This is a genomic window from Nitrosospira sp. CT, from assembly GCF_059489795.1.
Genome location: NZ_JCAHZJ010000028.1, coordinates 1 through 15895 on the forward strand (window position 1 = coordinate 1; position 15895 = coordinate 15895).

Genomic DNA, 15895 nt, shown 5'->3' on the forward strand with positions numbered 1-15895 from the left:
CAACATCAAGATGGTGGTGACGCTGATCGCGCCGATCGCGATGGACGAGGGCCTGCGCTTCGCGATCCGCGAAGGCGGCCGCACCGTCGGCGCCGGCGTCGTCGCGAAGATCTTCGAGTAAGATCGCTCGTTCGGCACAGGCGATCGGAGAGGAGGGGTTCGGCACGCCGGACCCCGACTCGTTTTCCGGGGTCGGGTGCTGTTCGCTGGAAAGTCCGGCCAGGACGGCCGGTTCGTTCTTCGCGGTCATGGACGGCCGCACGAGTACACCCATACGCCAGTAGCTCAATTGGCAGAGCAGCGGTCTCCAAAACCGCAGGTTGGGGGTTCGAGTCCCTCCTGGCGTGCCATCACCCGAGAACATGAACGCTAAAGTCGAACAAGAAGCTGGCGGCGGCGCCCTCGAGATCGCCAAGTTGACCGTGGCGGTGGTGCTGGCGCTGGCCGGCATCGTCGGCTACTACTACTACGCGGGCACTCTCGGCACGCTGCCGCGTCTCGGGCTGCTGATCGGCGCGCTGGCGCTGGCGCTCGGGCTGGCGGCGATCACACGCGCCGGACGTTCGGCACGCGAGTTTCTCAGCGAGTCGCAGTTCGAGCTGCGCAAGGTCGTCTGGCCGACGCGCGAGGAAACGCTCAAGACCACCGGCGTCATCATCGTGGTCGTCATCATTCTCAGTCTCGTGCTGGGCCTGATGGATCTGGTCCTCAAGTGGATCGTGCTGGACTGGCTGCTCAAGCTGGGCCACTAAGGAGGGCGAGATGTCCAAGCGCTGGTACGTGGTTCACGCCTATTCCGGTTTCGAGCATCAGGTCGAGCGGTCCCTGAAGGATCGCATCGCGCGCGCCGGCATGGAGGCGAGCTTCGGCGAGGTGCTGGTGCCCACCGAAGAAGTCATCGAGATGCGCGGCGGCCAAAAGCGCCGCAGCGAGCGCAAGTTCTTCCCCGGCTACGTGCTGGTCCAGATCGAGACCGACGACCAGGGCAAGGCCCTGAAGATCGACGACGAGGCCTGGCATCTGGTCAAGGAGACGCCGAAGGTGCTCGGCTTCATCGGCGGCACCGCCGACCGGCCCCTGCCGATCCGTGACAGCGAGGCGGACGTGATCCTGCGCCGCGTGCAGGAAGGCGTCGACAAGCCCAAGCCGAAGGTGCTGTTCGAGCCGGGCGAAATGGTCCGGGTCACCGACGGGCCGTTCAACGACTTCAACGGCGTCGTCGAGGAAGTCAACTACGAGAAGAGCCGCCTGCGCGTGGCGGTGCTGATCTTCGGCCGCTCGACGCCGGTCGAGCTCGAATTCGGTCAGGTCGAAAAGGCCTGAAATCTCTGCTACACTTGCCGGCTCGCCGTTTCGATGGCGGGTCGGGACCTCGGCCGCCATCGGGCGGCCGTCGGCGTATCGCCCGATCAGAAATACCTACGTGATGCCGGGACACGTGATTTCCCGGTCCGATGGGGAGCCTGACCATCAGGCGCTAGCACCCGGAGAGAGCAATGGCAAAGAAAGTCGTCGGTTACATCAAGCTGCAGGTCAAGGCCGGTCAGGCCAACCCGTCGCCGCCGGTCGGTCCGGCGCTCGGCCAGCGCGGCCTCAACATCATGGAGTTCTGCAAGGCGTTCAATGCCGCCACGCAGAAGCTCGAGCCGGGTCTGCCGATTCCGGTCGTGATCACGGCCTACTCGGACCGCACGTTCACGTTCATCACGAAGACGCCGCCGGCCACGATCCTGCTGAAGAAGGCGGTCGGCATCCAGTCCGGTTCCAAGACCCCGAACACCGTCAAGGTCGGCAAGGTCACGCGCAAGCAGCTCGAGGAAATCGCCAAGGCGAAGGAACCCGATCTGACCGCGGCCAGCATCGACGCGGCGGTTCGTACGATTGCGGGCAGCGCCCGCAGCATGGGTCTGACGGTGGAGGGCTGAAGACATGGCGAAGATCGGTAAGCGCTACAAGGCTCTGAGCGAGAAGGTCGTGGCGGGCAAGGCCTACGGCATCGAGGACGCCCTCAAGCTGGTCAAGGACGGCGCCAAGGCGAAGTTCGTCGAGTCGGTCGACGTGTCGGTCCGTCTCGGCATCGACGCGAAGAAGTCCGACCAGGGCGTGCGCGGCTCGTCGCTGCTGCCGCACGGCACCGGCAAGACCGTCAAGGTCGCCGTGTTCGTGCCGGCCGGCGAGAAGGCCGAGGCCGCCAAGGCGGCCGGCGCCGATGCGGTCGGCATGGAAGACCTCGCCGAGAAGATGCAGGCCGGCGATCTCGACTACGGCCGCGTCATCGCGACCCCGGACGCGATGCGCGTCGTCGGCAAGCTCGGTCAGCTGCTCGGCCCGCGCGGCCTGATGCCGAACCCGAAGGACGGCTCGGTCACTGCGGACGTCGCCACGGCGGTCAAGAACGCCAAGGCCGGCCAGGTCAAGTTCCGCAACGACAAGGCCGGCATCATCCACGCGACGATCGGCAAGGCCACCTTCGAGGTCGACGCGCTCAAGGACAACCTGAACGCGCTGCTGGCCGACCTGGTCAAGGCCAAGCCGTCGACCGCGAAGGGCGTGTATCTGCAGAAGGTGTCGGTGTCGAGCACGATGGGCGTCGGCGTCAGCGTCGATCCGTCCACGCTCTCGGCCTGATCCCGATTTCAAACGTCCGCTTCTCGCACGAGCGGACTCCAATTTTTGAGGGCCTCCCGCAAGGGAGCCGTCAAAGACCGCAGGCGGCCGAGACGGCACGCGATCACCGGCAGCAGGGAGGCCGGAAGGCGATGGATGCGCCGGTGATCCGCTCGTCGACGTCTTAAACGTCAAGCCTGCGTAGATGGTGCAGCCCGAACAGGTTTACCTGGAACGGCCACCGAAGGGCGCGAAAGCGCCGACGGTCTGCAAAGGAACGCAGCCCGTGACCGTTTGGGAGCCGGCGCGCAGGAGCGTACCGGAGCCCGGTTCGGAGACAACAATGGCGCTCAATCTTGCGCAAAAGAAAGAGGTCGTTGCCGAACTGGCGGATGTCGCTTCCAAGGCGCATTCCCTGGTCGCGTCCGAGTACATCGGTCTTACCGTCTCGCAGCTCACCGAGCTGCGCAAGAAGGCTCGTCAGGGCGGCGTATATCTGCGGGTGGCGAAAAACACCCTGGTATCGCGCGCCGTGGACGGCACGGACTATGCGTGTGTCAAGGACACGCTCACCGGTCCGCTGCTGTACGCCTTCTCGACCGAAGATCCCGGTGCAGCCGGACGTCTGATCAAGGAATTCGCCAAGGCCAACGACAAGTTGCAGCCGAAGCTGGTCGCCATCGGCGGCAAGGCATATCCGGGGACGCACGTCGACGTGCTGGCCTCGCTGCCGACCCGCGATCAGGCGCTCAGCATGCTGCTCAGCGTTCTCGTCCAGCCCGCCACGATGCTCGTGCGCGTCCTGGCCGAGCCGGCTTCGCAGGTGGCCCGCGCGATCAACGCGGTCGGCCAGCAGAAGTCTGCCTGAGCGCATACGCCAATTCGTCACACCTTTCCATTCAGTTAGAACCGTTTCAGGAGCAAGTTCATGTCCCTCAGCAACGAGCAGATCATCGAAGCGATCGCCGGCAAGACCCTCGTCGAAGTGATGGAGCTGGTCAAGGCGATGGAAGAGAAGTTCGGCGTCTCCGCCGCGGCCCCGGTGGCCGTCGCGGCCGCCCCGGCCGCCGGCGCTGCCGCCCCGGTCGAGGAGAAGACCGAGTTCACCGTCTCGCTGAAGTCCGCTGGCGAGAAGAAGGTCGAAGTCATCAAGGTCGTCCGTGCGATCACCGGTCTGGGCCTCAAGGAAGCCAAGGACCTGGTCGAGTCGGCTCCGGCCGTCGTCAAGGATGCCGTCAGCAAGGACGAGTCCGAGAAGTTCAAGAAGGACCTCGAAGCCGCCGGCGCAACCGTCGAGATCAAGTAATCGACGTTGCGTCGCTGGTCTCGGCTGGCGATACCCGAAGCCTGGGGGCGAGAGCCCCCGGGCTTTGTCCGTTGCAGCGCCGGGGCTTGGTGATTGGCGACTGCCGGCGGAACCGGCGATGCCTGCGGGCATCTGACCGATTCCGGCCGGAGCAGGAGCCGCCAGTCACCAGTTCCCTCCCGTTTCTCCTTCGTCGGCGCGGTCCGCGTCGACATGCAATCCCGACCCGAGGCGGTACCCGATCATGACCTACTCGTTCACCGAAAAGAAGCGAATCCGCAAGGACTTCGGCAAGCGTCCGCCGGTGCTGGACGTCCCGTTCCTGTTGGCCATCCAGGTCGACTCCTATCTGGAGTTCCTGCAGGCCGACGTCGCGCCGGCCAAGCGCGAGGACAAGGGCCTCCACGCCGCCCTTCGCTCGGTGTTCCCGATCTCGAGCTATTCGGGCAGCGCCGCGCTCGAGTACGTCAGCTACCGCCTGGGCGAGCCGCCGTTCGACGAGCGCGAGTGCCGCTCGCGCGGCATGTCCTACGGCGCGCCGCTGCGCGTGACCGTGCGCCTGGTCATCTACGACCGCGAGTCGTCGAACAAGGCGATCAAGTACGTCAAGGAGCAGGAGGTCTACATGGGCGAACTGCCGCTCATGACCGACACCGGCACCTTCATCGTCAACGGCACCGAGCGCGTCATCGTCTCGCAGCTGCACCGCAGCCCCGGCGTGTTCTTCGACCACGACCGCGGCAAGACGCACTCCTCGGGCAAGCTGCTCTACAGCGCCCGCGTGATTCCCTATCGCGGCTCGTGGCTGGACTTCGAGTTCGACCCGAAGGACGCGCTGTTCACGCGCATCGACCGCCGCCGCAAGCTGCCGGTCACGGTGCTGCTGCGCGCGCTCGGCTACAACAACGAGGAAATCCTCGACATCTTCTTCGAGAAGAACGAGTTCACGCTCGGCAAGAAGGACAGCGCCGAGCTCGAGCTCGTCGCCGAGCGCCTGCGCGGCGAGACGCTGAACTTCGACCTGCGCGTCGGCGACGAGGTCATCGTCGAAGCCGGCAAGCGCATCACGGCGCGCCACGTGCGCCGCCTCGAGAGCGCGCAGATCAAGACGCTGGAAGTGCCGGACGAGTACCTGCTCGGCCGCATCCTCGCGCACGACGTCGCCGACGCCAAGACCGGCGAGCTGCTGGCGGCCGCCAACGAGGAGATCAACGACGCGCACCTGGAGACGTTCCGCAAGGCCGGCGTCGAGAAGATCGCCACGCTGTGGGTCAACGACCTGGACCGCGGTCCGTACATCTCGCAGACGCTGCGCATCGATTCGACGCGCACGCCGCTCGAGGCGCTGGTCGAGATCTACCGCATGATGCGTCCGGGCGAGCCGCCGACCAAGGAAGCTGCCCAGAACCTGTTCCAGAACCTGTTCTTCTCGGCCGAGCGCTACGACCTCGATCGCGTCGGCCGCATGAAGTTCAACCGCCGCGTCGGCCGCAAGGAAGACATCGGCCCGGGCATCCTCTACGACGGCAAGTACTTCGGCGAGCGCAACGACGAGATCTCCAAGGGCCTGCACAAGGAGTTCGGCGCGAGCTCGGACATCCTCGACGTGCTCAAGGTGCTGATCGAGATCCGCAACGGCCGCGGCACGGTCGACGATATCGACCATCTGGGCAACCGTCGCGTGCGTTCGGTCGGCGAGATGGCCGAGAACGTGTTCCGCATCGGCCTGGTGCGCGTCGAGCGCGCGGTCAAGGAGCGCCTGTCGCTGGCCGAGTCCGAAGGCCTGACGCCGCAGGAGCTGATCAACGCCAAGCCGGTCGCGGCCGCGATCAAGGAGTTCTTCGGCTCCTCGCAGCTGTCGCAGTTCATGGACCAGAACAACCCGCTGTCGGAAGTCACCCACAAGCGCCGCGTCTCGGCGCTGGGTCCGGGCGGTCTGACCCGCGAGCGCGCCGGCTTCGAGGTGCGCGACGTGCATCCGACCCATTACGGCCGCGTCTGCACGATCGAGACGCCGGAAGGTCCGAACATCGGTCTGATCAACTCGCTCGCGGTCTACGCGCGCACCAACAACTACGGCTTCCTCGAGACGCCGTACCGCAAGGTCGTGGACGGCAAGATCACGCGTGAGGTCGAGTTCCTGTCGGCGATCGACGAGGGCGAGTACGTGATCGCGCAGGCGAACGCGCCGCTCAACGAGGACGGCAGCTTCCAGGAAGACTTCGTGGCCTGCCGTTCGCGCGGCGAGTCCGAGCTGCGCGGCCCCGGCGAGATCCAGTACATGGACGTCTCGCCGATGCAGACCGTCTCGGTCGCGGCGGCGCTGATTCCGTTCCTCGAGCACGACGACGCCAACCGCGCGCTGATGGGCGCGAACATGCAGCGCCAGGCCGTGCCGACGCTGCGCGCGCAGACGCCGCTGGTCGGTACCGGCATCGAGCGCGCGGTCGCGCGCGACTCGGGCGTGACCACGGCCGCGCGCCGCGGCGGCGTGATCGACCAGATCGACGCGGGCCGCATCGTCGTGCGCGTCAACGAGGAGGAGATCGGCGACAACGACGCCGGCGTCGACATCTACACGCTGACCAAGTACACGCGCTCGAACCAGAACACCAACCTCAACCAGCGTCCGCTGGTCAAGGTCGGCGATGTGGTCGCCAGGGGCGACGTGCTGGCCGACGGCTCCTCGACCGACATGGGCGAGCTCGCGCTCGGCCAGAACATGCTGGTCGCGTTCATGCCGTGGAACGGCTACAACTTCGAGGACTCGATCCTGATCTCCGAGCGTGTGGTCCAGGAGGACCGCTACACGACGATCCACATCGAGGAACTGACCTGTGTCGCGCGCGACACCAAGCTGGGACCGGAGGAGATCTCCGCCGACATCCCGAACGTCGGCGAGCAGGCGCTGGCACGCCTGGACGACTCGGGCGTCGTCTACATCGGCGCCGAGGTCAATGCCGGCGACATCCTGGTCGGCAAGGTCACGCCGAAGGGCGAGAGCCAGCTGACGCCGGAAGAGAAGCTGCTGCGCGCGATCTTCGGCGAGAAGGCGTCCGACGTGAAGGACAGCTCGCTGCGCGTGCCGCCGGGCATGGACGGCACGGTGATCGACGTCACCGTGTTCACGCGTGACGGCATCGAGAAGGACAAGCGAGCGCGCCAGATCGAAGAGATGGAGATCAAGCGCATCAAGAAGGACTTCGACGATCAGTTCCGGATCCTCGAAGGCGCGATCTTCAGCCGTCTGCGCACGGTCATCCTCGGCAAGGTCGCCAACGGCGGTCCGGGCGCGCTCAAGAAGGGCGCCGAGATCACCGACGACTACCTCGACGGCCTCAAGAAGGAAGAGTGGTTCGCGATCCGCATGAAGGACGAGGACGCGGCCGACTTCCTCGAGAAGGCGCAGGAGCAGATCAAGCGCCACCGCGAGGAGTTCGACACCCGCTTCAAGGAGAAGCAGGCCAAGATCACGACCGGCGACGATCTCGCCCCGGGCGTGCTGAAGATGGTCAAGGTCTACCTGGCCGTGAAGCGCCGCATCCAGCCGGGCGACAAGATGGCCGGCCGCCACGGCAACAAGGGTGTCGTGTCGATGATCGTGCCGGTCGAGGACATGCCGTTCGACGCGAACGGCCGCCCGGTCGACATCGTGCTCAATCCGCTCGGCGTGCCGTCGCGTATGAACATCGGCCAGATCCTGGAAGTCCACCTCGGCTGGGCGGCACGCGGGCTCGGCGAGAAGATCGGCCAGATGGTCGAGGTCAACGCCAAGGCGGCCGAGGTGCGCAAGTTCCTCGACCAGATCTACAACCACGACAAGGACGACTTCGGCCAGCGCGTCAATCTCAAGTCGCTCAGCGACGAGGAGATCCTCGAGCTCGCGCGCAATCTGCGCAGCGGCGTGCCGATGGCGACGCCGGTGTTCGACGGCGCCAGCGAAGCGGAGATCAAGGCGATGCTGCGCCTGGCCGATCTGCCCGAGTCGGGCCAGACCGTCCTGATCGACGGTCGCACCGGCGAGGCGTTCGATCGCCCGGTCACGGTCGGCTACATGCACATGCTCAAGCTCAACCACCTCGTCGACGACAAGATGCACGCCCGCTCGACCGGTCCGTACTCGCTGGTGACCCAGCAGCCGCTCGGCGGCAAGGCCCAGTTCGGCGGTCAGCGCTTCGGTGAGATGGAAGTCTGGGCGCTGGAAGCCTACGGCGCCGCCTACACGCTGCAGGAGATGCTGACGGTCAAGTCCGACGACGTGTCCGGCCGCAACCAGATGTACAAGAGCATCGTCGACGGCGACCACGAGATGGCCGCCGGCATGCCCGAATCGTTCAACGTGCTGGTCAAGGAGATCCGCTCGCTGGCGATCGACATGGAACTGGAAGAGACGAAGAAGTGAGCGCCCCGGGCTTTGGAGACTGAACCATGAAAGACTTGCTCAACCTGTTCAACCAGCAGCGCCAGACGCTCGACTTCGACTCGATCAAGATCGCGCTCGCCTCGCCTGACCTGATCCGTTCGTGGTCGTTCGGCGAGGTGAAGAAGCCCGAGACGATCAACTACCGCACGTTCAAGCCGGAGCGTGACGGCCTGTTCTGCGCGGCGATCTTCGGTCCGATCAAGGACTACGAGTGCCTGTGCGGCAAGTACAAGCGCATGAAGCACCGCGGCGTGGTCTGCGAGAAGTGCGGCACCGAGGTCACGCTGGCCAAGGTGCGCCGCGAGCGCATGGGCCACATCGAGCTGGCCTCGCCGGTCGCCCACATCTGGTTCCTGAAGTCGCTGCCCTCGCGCATCGGTCTGATGCTCGACATGACGCTGCGCGACATCGAGCGCATCCTGTACTTCGAAGCCTACGTCGTCATCGATCCGGGCCTCACGCCGCTGCAGCGCGCGCAGCTCCTCAACGAGGAGCAGTACCTGCAAGCGGTCGAGGAGCACGGCGACGAGTTCGACGCGCGCATGGGCGCCGAGGCCGTCTACGAGCTGCTCAAGACGATCGACCTGCAGCAGGAGATGATCAAGCTGCGCGAGGAGATCGCCTCGACCAACTCCGAGACCAAGCTCAAGCGGCTGACCAAGCGCATCAAGCTGGTCGAGGCGTTCCACGAGTCGGGCAACCGTCCGGAGTTCATGGTGCTGACGGTGCTGCCGGTGCTGCCGCCGGACCTGCGTCCGCTGGTGCCGCTGGACGGCGGCCGTTTCGCCACGTCCGACCTCAACGACCTGTACCGTCGCGTCATCAACCGCAACAACCGCCTCAAGCGCCTGCTCGAGCTCAATGCGCCGGACATCATCGTGCGCAACGAGAAGCGCATGCTGCAGGAGTCGGTCGACGCGCTGATGGACAACGGTCGCCGCGGCCGTGCGATCACCGGCACCAACAAGCGTCCGCTGAAGTCGCTGGCCGACATGATCAAGGGCAAGCAGGGCCGGTTCCGCCAGAACCTGCTCGGCAAGCGCGTGGACTACTCGGGCCGTTCGGTCATCGTGGTCGGTCCGACGCTGAAGCTGCACCAGTGCGGCCTGCCGAAGAAGATGGCGCTGGAGCTGTTCAAGCCGTTCATCTTCTCGAAGCTGCAGCGTCGCGGCATGGCGACGACGATCAAGGCCGCCAAGAAGTTGGTCGAGCGCGAGAGCGCCGACGTGTGGGACATCCTCGAGGAGGTGATCCGCGAGCATCCGGTCCTGCTCAACCGCGCGCCGACCCTGCATCGTCTGGGCATCCAGGCGTTCGAGCCGGTGCTGATCGAAGGCAAGGCGATCCAGCTGCATCCGCTGGTCTGTACCGCGTTCAACGCCGACTTCGACGGCGACCAGATGGCCGTGCACGTGCCGCTGTCGCTCGAGGCGCAGCTGGAGGCGCGCGCGCTGATGCTGTCGTCGAACAACATCCTGTCGCCGGCGAACGGCGAGCCGATCATCGTGCCGACGCAGGACGTCGTGCTCGGCCTGTACTACATGACGCGCGAGCTGACCAACGCGAGGGGCGAGGGCATGGTCTTCGCGAACATCGCCGAGGTCCACCGCGCCTACGAGAACCGCGTCGTCGAGCTGCACGCCAAGATCAAGGTCCGCCTGCGCCAGGTCGAGATCGACGACGAAGGCAACCGCAGCGAGAAGACCGCCCTGGTCGAAACGACGATCGGCCGCGCGCTGCTGGCCGAGATCCTGCCGGAAGGCCTGCCGTTCTCGCTGGCCAACGTCGAGCTGACCAAGAAGGCGATCTCGCGCCTGATCAACTCGTGCTACCGGCGCCTGGGCCTCAAGGACACGGTCGTCTTCGCCGACAAGCTGATGTACACGGGCTTCCATTACGCGACGCGTGCCGGCATCTCGATCGGCATCGACGACATGAAGATCCCGGCCGAGAAGAAGGGCATCCTCGAGGAGGCCGAGAAGGAAGTCACCGAGATCCAGGAGCAGTACCAGTCCGGCCTGGTCACCGCGGGCGAGCGCTACAACAAGGTCATCGACATCTGGTCGCGCACCAACGAGCGCGTGGCAGCGGCGATGATGCGCGGCGTCGGTACCGACAAGGTCAAGAACAAGGAAGGCGAGGTGGTCGACCAGAAGTCGATGAACTCGCTCTACATCATGGCCGACTCCGGCGCGCGTGGTTCGGCGGCGCAGATCCGTCAGCTGGCCGGCATGCGCGGCCTGATGGCGCGACCGGACGGCTCGATCATCGAGACGCCGATCACCGCGAACTTCCGCGAAGGCCTGGACGTGCTGCAGTACTTCAACTCCACGCACGGCGCGCGCAAGGGTCTGGCCGACACGGCGCTCAAGACCGCCAACTCGGGCTACCTGACGCGTCGTCTGGTCGACGTCGCCCAGGACGTGGTCGTCACCGAGCCCGATTGCGGTACGCCCAACGGGCTGACCATGACGCCGATCGTCGAAGGCGGCGACGTCGTCGAGCCGCTGCGCGACCGCGTGCTCGGCCGCACCGCGGCCGAGGACGTCTTCGCGCCCGGTAACGACGAGGATCCGATCCTGACGCGCGGCACGCTGCTCGACGAGACGCTGGTGCAGCGTCTGGAGCAGGCCGGCGTGCAGTCGGTGCTGGTCCGCTCGCCGATCACCTGCGACGCGCGTTTCGGCGTCTGCGCGATGTGCTACGGGCGCGACCTGGCCCGCGGCCACCTGGTCAACCACGGCGAGGCGGTCGGCGTGATCGCCGCGCAGTCGATCGGCGAGCCCGGCACGCAGCTGACGATGCGTACGTTCCACATCGGTGGTGCCGCTTCGCGTGCCGCCGCGATCGACAACGTCCAGGTCAAGACCACCGGCACGATCAAGTTCAACAACTTGAAGACCGTGCAGCACGCGGCCGGCCACCTGGTCGCGGTCTCGCGCTCGGGTGAACTGTCGGTCATGGACGCGCACGGCCGCGAGCGCGAGCGCTACAAGGTGCCGTACGGTGCGGTCATCGACCTCAAGGACGGCGCGCCGACCAAGGCCGGCCAGACCGTCGCCAAGTGGGATCCGCATACCCATCCGATCGTCTCGGAAGTGGCCGGCGTGATCCGCTTCATCGACTTCATCGACGGCGTCACGATCCAGGAGCAGGTCGACGAGCTGACCGGTCTGGCCAGCGCCGTCATCACCGATCCGAAGCGGCGCGGTACGGCCGCCAAGGACCTGCGTCCGATCGTGCGTCTGGAAGACAAGAAGGGTAACCATCTGAAGCTTCCGGGCTCGGACGTGCCGGCGCAGTACTACCTGCCGGCCGGTGCGATCGTCTCGCTGCAGAACGGTGCGGAGGTCGGCGTCGGCGACGTCGTCGCGCGTATCCCGCAGGAAACCTCCAAGACCCGCGACATCACCGGCGGTCTGCCGCGCGTGGCCGACCTGTTCGAGGCGCGCAAGCCCAAGGAGCCGGCGATCCTGGCCGAGCGCTCGGGCGTGATCAGCTTCGGCAAGGACACCAAGGGCAAGCAGCGTCTGATCATCAAGGACTCCGACGGCAACGAGCACGAGGAGCTGATCCCGAAGTGGCGCCACGTGATCGTGTTCGAGGGCGAGCACGTCGAGAAGGGCGAGACCGTCGTCGACGGCGAGCCCAATCCGCACGACATCCTGCGTCTGCTCGGCGTCGAGCCGCTGGCGGCCTACCTGGTCAAGGAGATCCAGGACGTCTACCGGCTGCAGGGCGTGAAGATCAACGACAAGCACATCGAGTCGATCATTCGCCAGATGCTGCGCAAGGTCGAGATCACCGAGCCGGGCGGCACCCGCTTCCTGCGCGGCGAGCAGATGGACCGCGCGCGCGTGCAGGAGGAGAACACCCGCGCGGCCGCGCGCGACGAGCTGCCGGCCGAGTACATGCCGGTCCTGCTCGGCATCACGAAGGCCTCGCTGGCGACCGAGTCGTTCATCTCGGCGGCCTCGTTCCAGGAGACCACCCGTGTGCTGACCGAGGCGGCCGTCCGCGGCACCCGCGACACCTTGCGGGGCCTGAAGGAGAATGTTATCGTCGGCCGCTTGATTCCGGCCGGAACTGGTCTGGCTTACCACTCGCAGCGTCGCGGGCGGGCAGGCGGGCTGACCGATTCCGATCTGGAAACCCTCGGCGGGACGAGCAGCTCCAGCTCGGTGGCCGAGGCGGTCGCGGAAGACGGTGACGGCGCCTGATCGGCGCCGTCCCAGACAAACGAAAAGAGGCGCCGGAGGCGCCTCGTGTTCGTCGCAGGACGCAAGCAGAAGTCTTGAGCTTTTGCAATCCGCAAGCTATACTCTTTCGTCTTGACAGGCCGGCCTCGGCCTGTCTTTTGTTTCTTAGGGCTCATACGCATGGCGACAATCAACCAGCTCCTGCGCAAATCACGGCGTCCGAAGGACTACAAGAGTGCCTCGCCGGCGCTCGATAATTGCCCCCAGCGCCGCGGCGTCTGCACGCGCGTCTACACGACGACGCCGAAGAAGCCGAACTCCGCGCTGCGCAAGGTAGCCAAGGTCCGCCTGACCAACCAGGAAGAAGTGATCAGCTACATCGGTGGCGAAGGCCACAATCTGCAGGAGCACTCGGTGGTGCTGATCCGCGGCGGTCGCGTCAAGGACCTGCCGGGCGTGCGCTACCACACCGTGCGTGGCTCGCTCGACGCCGCTGGCGTGACCAAGCGTCGCCAGAGCCGTTCCAAGTACGGCGCCAAGCGCCCGAAATCCTGATACCACTAGGTCAGAATCATGTCGCGTAAAGGTTCTACTCCGGTCCGGGCCACGCTGCCCGATCCCAAGCACGGCAGCGACGTCATCGCGCGCTTCATCAACATGGTGATGAAGAGCGGCAAGAAGTCCGTGGCCGAGAAGATCGTCTACGGTGCGCTCGACCACATCGGCGAGAAGCACGCCGAGCCGGTCGGCGTCGTCGAGAAGGCCCTGGGCAACGTCGCTCCGGCGGTCGAGGTCAAGTCCCGCCGCGTCGGCGGCGCGACCTACCAGGTGCCGGTCGAAGTGCGTTCGGCGCGCCGCATGGCGCTGGCGATGCGCTGGGTCATCGAGGCGGCGCGCAAGCGCGGCGAGAACTCGATGCCGCGCAAGCTCGCTGCCGAGCTGCTCGAAGCGGCCGAGAGCCGCGGCGGCGCGGTCAAGAAGCGCGAGGAAACCCATCGCATGGCGGAAGCCAACAAGGCGTTCTCGCACTATCGCTGGTAAGTAAGAGTTTCCGAGGAAGTCCTGTGGCTCGTACGACCCCCATCGAGCGCTACCGCAACTTCGGCATCATGGCGCACATCGATGCCGGCAAGACCACCACCACCGAGCGCATCCTGTATTACACCGGCGTCAATCACAAGATTGGCGAGGTGCACGAGGGTGCCGCGACGATGGACTGGATGGAGCAGGAGCAGGAGCGCGGTATCACGATCACGTCGGCGGCCACCACCTGCTTCTGGCAGGGCATGGACCACTCGTTCCCGCAGTACCGCTTCAACATCATCGACACGCCCGGGCACGTCGACTTCACGATCGAAGTCGAGCGGTCGCTGCGCGTGCTCGATGGTGCGGTGTTCGTGCTGTGCGCGGTCGGCGGCGTGCAGCCGCAGTCCGAGACGGTCTGGCGCCAGGCCAACAAGTACGGCGTGCCGCGTCTGGCGTTCGTCAACAAGATGGACCGCACCGGCGCCGACTTCGACAAGGTCGTCGGCCAGCTCAAGGCGCGCCTCGGTGCCAATCCGGTACCGATGCAGGTGCCGATCGGTGCCGAGGACAACTTCGAGGGCGTGATCGACCTCGTCAAGATGAAGGCCATCTACTGGGACGGCGAGTCCCAGGGCATGAAGTTCGAGTATCGCGAGATTCCCGCAGGCCTCATGGAGATCTGCGAGAAGGCCCACGCCTACCTCGTCGAATCGGCCGCCGAGACCTCGGAAGAGCTGATGAACAAGTACCTGGAAGAGGGTGGCCTGAGCGAGGACGAGATCCACGCCGGCATCCGCGCCGGTACGCTCTCCACGTCGATCATCCCGGTCTTCTGCGGTACCGCGTTCAAGAACAAGGGCGTGCAGGCAATGCTCGACGCGGTCGTGCGCTACCTGCCCGCACCGTCCGATCGTCCGCCGGTCAAGGGCGTCGACGAGGACGAAAAGGAAGACAGCCGCGGCGCCGGCGACACCGAGCCGTTCTCGGCGCTGGCGTTCAAGATCATGACCGATCCGTTCGTCGGTTCGCTGACGTTCTTCCGCGTTTATTCGGGCGTGCTCGCCTCGGGCGATACCGTGTTCAATCCGGTCAAGTCCAAGAAGGAGCGCATCGGCCGCATCCTGCAGATGCACGCCAACGAACGCCACGAGCTCAAGGAAGTGCGCGCCGGCGATATCGCCGCCGCGGTCGGTCTCAAGGACGTCACGACCGGCGACACGTTGTGCGCGCAGGACAAGGTCATCACGCTCGAGCGGATGGTCTTCCCGGAGCCGGTCATCGCGATGGCGGTGGAGCCCAGGACCAAGTCCGACCAGGAAAAGATGGGCATTGCGCTCGGCCGTCTCGCGCAGGAAGATCCGTCGTTCCGCGTGCGCACCGACGAGGAGTCCGGCCAGACGATCATCGCCGGCATGGGCGAGCTGCACCTCGAGATCATCGTCGACCGCATGAAGCGCGAGTTCAACGTCGAGGCCAACGTCGGCAAGCCGCAGGTGGCCTATCGCGAGGCGATCCGCAAGGCCGTCAAGCAGGAAGGCAAGTTCGTCCGGCAGTCCGGCGGCAAGGGCCAGTACGGTCACGTCATAATCGAGATGGAGCCGCAGCAGCGCGGCGCCGGCTACGCGTTCGAGAACCTCACCGTCGGCGGTTCGGTTCCGAAGGAATACGTGCCGGCGGTCGACAAGGGCATCCGCGAGGCGATCACCGGCGGTCCGCTGGCCGGCTTCCCGGTGGTCGACCTCAAGGTCAAGCTGATCGACGGCTCGTACCACGAGGTCGACTCCAATGAGATGGCATTCAAGATCGCCGGCTCGATGGCGTTCAAGGAAGGCTTCTCGAAGGCCGATCCGGTCCTGCTCGAGCCGATCATGAAGGTCGAGGTCGTGACGCCCGAGGACTACATGGGCGACGTGATGGGCGATCTGAGCCGTCGTCGCGGCATCCTGCAGGGATCCGACGACACGCCGTCGGGCAAGGTCATCAATGCGATGGTCCCGCTCGGCGAGATGTTCGGCTACGCGACCAGTCTGCGCTCGCAGACGCAGGGGCGCGCCACGTTCACGATGGAATTCGATCACTACGCCGAGGCGCCCAACAGCATCGCCGAAGCGGTGATCAAGAAGAGCTGATCGACGCGGTCGTTGCGATCGCGTCGATCCAAAGAATCGGCCGTCGGAGGCCGCACTTTTTCACATCTGTTCTGAGGTTGCAAAGCCATGGCCAAGGGTAAATTCGAGCGGACGAAGCCGCACGTGAACGTGGGCACGATCGGTCACGTTGACCACGGTAAGACGACGCTGACGGCGGCGCTGACGAAGGTGGGCGCGGAGCGTT

13 protein-coding genes and 1 tRNA gene are annotated in these 15895 nt (G+C 65.7%); all 14 read left to right on the top strand.

Annotated elements, in window-relative coordinates:
* A partial coding sequence (locus tag AC52W5_RS04440) for an EF-Tu C-terminal domain-related protein (protein WP_495670127.1) occupies window positions 1–121 on the top strand: 121 nt, incomplete at its 5' end.
* A 153-nt stretch (window positions 122–274) separates the two neighbouring features.
* Window positions 275–350: transfer RNA gene (locus tag AC52W5_RS04445), tRNA-Trp, on the top strand.
* A gap of 12 nt (window positions 351–362) precedes the next feature.
* Window positions 363–752 (top strand): preprotein translocase subunit SecE, encoded by a 390-nt coding sequence (secE, locus tag AC52W5_RS04450; protein ID WP_495670116.1) that lies wholly within the window; start codon window positions 363–365, stop codon window positions 750–752.
* Between the two features lie 10 nt (window positions 753–762).
* Window positions 763–1323, top strand: coding sequence for a transcription termination/antitermination protein NusG (gene nusG, locus AC52W5_RS04455; protein WP_495670117.1), 561 nt, complete (start codon window positions 763–765; stop codon window positions 1321–1323).
* 173 nt (window positions 1324–1496) lie between these two features.
* A complete protein-coding gene (gene rplK, locus AC52W5_RS04460; RefSeq protein ID WP_495670118.1) occupies window positions 1497–1925 on the top strand; it encodes a 50S ribosomal protein L11 in 429 nt (142 codons plus the stop codon).
* 4 nt (window positions 1926–1929) lie between these two features.
* Window positions 1930–2628 (top strand): 50S ribosomal protein L1, encoded by a 699-nt coding sequence (gene rplA, locus AC52W5_RS04465; RefSeq protein ID WP_495670119.1) that lies wholly within the window; start codon window positions 1930–1932, stop codon window positions 2626–2628.
* Between the two features lie 322 nt (window positions 2629–2950).
* Window positions 2951–3475 carry a 50S ribosomal protein L10 gene (gene rplJ, locus AC52W5_RS04470; protein WP_495670120.1) on the top strand — a complete coding sequence of 175 codons (525 nt, stop codon included), beginning with the start codon at window positions 2951–2953 and terminating at the stop codon, window positions 3473–3475.
* Window positions 3476–3535: 60 nt separating this feature from the next.
* Window positions 3536–3913, top strand: a complete 378-nt coding sequence (gene rplL, locus AC52W5_RS04475; protein WP_495670121.1) for a 50S ribosomal protein L7/L12 — start codon at window positions 3536–3538, stop codon at window positions 3911–3913.
* A gap of 244 nt (window positions 3914–4157) precedes the next feature.
* Complete coding sequence (rpoB, locus tag AC52W5_RS04480; protein WP_495670122.1) at window positions 4158–8315, top strand: DNA-directed RNA polymerase subunit beta; 4158 nt, start codon at window positions 4158–4160, stop codon at window positions 8313–8315.
* A 26-nt stretch (window positions 8316–8341) separates the two neighbouring features.
* Window positions 8342–12556: a DNA-directed RNA polymerase subunit beta' gene (gene rpoC / locus AC52W5_RS04485; RefSeq protein ID WP_495670123.1), complete on the top strand. Its 4215-nt coding sequence runs from the start codon at window positions 8342–8344 to the stop codon at window positions 12554–12556.
* 159 nt (window positions 12557–12715) lie between these two features.
* Window positions 12716–13090: a 30S ribosomal protein S12 gene (gene rpsL / locus AC52W5_RS04490; protein WP_495670124.1), complete on the top strand. Its 375-nt coding sequence runs from the start codon at window positions 12716–12718 to the stop codon at window positions 13088–13090.
* A gap of 18 nt (window positions 13091–13108) precedes the next feature.
* Window positions 13109–13576, top strand: coding sequence for a 30S ribosomal protein S7 (gene rpsG, locus AC52W5_RS04495; RefSeq protein ID WP_495670125.1), 468 nt, complete (start codon window positions 13109–13111; stop codon window positions 13574–13576).
* Window positions 13577–13599: 23 nt separating this feature from the next.
* Window positions 13600–15690, top strand: coding sequence for an elongation factor G (gene fusA / locus AC52W5_RS04500; RefSeq protein ID WP_495670126.1), 2091 nt, complete (start codon window positions 13600–13602; stop codon window positions 15688–15690).
* 87 nt (window positions 15691–15777) lie between these two features.
* A partial coding sequence (locus tag AC52W5_RS04505) for a GTP-binding protein (RefSeq protein ID WP_155914192.1) occupies window positions 15778–15895 on the top strand: 118 nt, incomplete at its 3' end.

Coding starts and splice junctions, on each gene's coding strand:
- secE (WP_495670116.1), top strand. CDS start 363: ATGAACGCTAAAGTCGAACAAGAAGCTGGCGGCGGCGCCCTCGAGATC.
- nusG (WP_495670117.1), top strand. CDS start 763: ATGTCCAAGCGCTGGTACGTGGTTCACGCCTATTCCGGTTTCGAGCAT.
- rplK (WP_495670118.1), top strand. CDS start 1,497: ATGGCAAAGAAAGTCGTCGGTTACATCAAGCTGCAGGTCAAGGCCGGT.
- rplA (WP_495670119.1), top strand. CDS start 1,930: ATGGCGAAGATCGGTAAGCGCTACAAGGCTCTGAGCGAGAAGGTCGTG.
- rplJ (WP_495670120.1), top strand. CDS start 2,951: ATGGCGCTCAATCTTGCGCAAAAGAAAGAGGTCGTTGCCGAACTGGCG.
- rplL (WP_495670121.1), top strand. CDS start 3,536: ATGTCCCTCAGCAACGAGCAGATCATCGAAGCGATCGCCGGCAAGACC.
- rpoB (WP_495670122.1), top strand. CDS start 4,158: ATGACCTACTCGTTCACCGAAAAGAAGCGAATCCGCAAGGACTTCGGC.
- rpoC (WP_495670123.1), top strand. CDS start 8,342: ATGAAAGACTTGCTCAACCTGTTCAACCAGCAGCGCCAGACGCTCGAC.
- rpsL (WP_495670124.1), top strand. CDS start 12,716: ATGGCGACAATCAACCAGCTCCTGCGCAAATCACGGCGTCCGAAGGAC.
- rpsG (WP_495670125.1), top strand. CDS start 13,109: ATGTCGCGTAAAGGTTCTACTCCGGTCCGGGCCACGCTGCCCGATCCC.